Source organism: Nonomuraea rosea, from assembly GCF_039539705.1.
Taxonomy (GTDB): domain Bacteria; phylum Actinomycetota; class Actinomycetes; order Streptosporangiales; family Streptosporangiaceae; genus Nonomuraea; species Nonomuraea rosea.
The window spans coordinates 1-1,104 of the sequence record NZ_BAABDQ010000132.1 but is presented as its reverse complement, the minus strand read 5'-3'; the positions used below and the strand labels follow the sequence as shown (position 1 = coordinate 1,104).

The 1,104-nt window shown below is 64.2% G+C and carries 1 protein-coding gene; it reads right to left on the bottom strand.

The genetic code is table 11. The features are described 5' to 3' along the window. Positions 1-28 precede the first annotated feature (28 nt). Positions 29-826, bottom strand: coding sequence for an IS5 family transposase (locus ABEA43_RS67735; RefSeq protein WP_345581560.1), 798 nt, complete (start codon positions 824-826; stop codon positions 29-31). Positions 827-1,104: the final 278 nt, after the last annotated feature.

Here is a 1,104-nt window from a genome sequence, read left to right as displayed (position 1 = left end):
CGCTCAGTGCCCGTGTACAAACTGATCGTCAGGTTGATTGGGGAGATGCGGATCGTGCGAGTCGTCGCCCCATGAGGATGATCATTGCCCACAAGACCATGGCTTCGTGATGGTCGGGCAACCGCTCATAGTCCCGCACGCACCGCCTGCGCTGGGAGATCCACGACAGTGTGCGCTCCACTACCCACCTGCGCGGAAGGATCACGAAGCCGCTGACATCGTCGCTGCGCTTGACGATCTCCAGGGTGAGCCGGACGTGCTTTTGGGCCCAGGTCACGAGCTTGCCGGCGTAGGCGCTGTCGGCCCAGATCAGTGTGATCCGCTCGTACCAGTCGCGCAGGCGTTCCAGCGCGGGCTTGGCGCCGTCGCGGTCCTGGACGCTGGCGGCGGTGACGATGACGACCAGTAGCAGGCCCAGGGTGTCCACGATGATGTGCCGCTTGGTGCCCTGCACCTTCTTGGCCGCGTCGTATCCGCGCGAGCTGGTGGCGACGGTCTCGGCGGCTCGCAGCGATTGTGAGTCGATGATCCCGGCGCTGGGTTCCGGCTCGCGCCCGTCGGCTATCCGGACTTGTTCGCGCAGGTCGTTGTGGAGAGCATAGAGATCACCGTCCTGCCACCAGCGCGTGAAGATCGCATGGACGGTGCGCCAGGGCACCAGGAAGTCGGCGGGCAGATTGCGCCACTTGATCCCGTTGTCGACCACGTACCGGATGGCATCCATGATCAGGCGACGGCAGTACTTCTCGGGTCGTCCGCCGTTGCCGTGTAACCAGGCCGGCCAGGGCATCAACGGCCTGATGGCCTGCCATTCCCCGTCACTCATGTCGGTGGTGTAGCGGGGTGCCCGGATCGGATGATCGGCTCCGCGGCCGTACCGGCAGGCCACGCACGAGCAGGCAGTTTCGTCGTTACGGGAGACAGCGATGGGAGCGGTGGCGTACAACGGCGGCAGACCTTCCGGTTGGTGGCGGGGCTTGGATAACCACCGTTGCTACCGGAAGGTCACTTTATGTCGCAGGCGATTCGCCCTACGTCACAGTTTTGCCCGATATCGACTCCATGCAGCAAGCGCGGGAATCAGTTTGTACACGGGCACTCAGC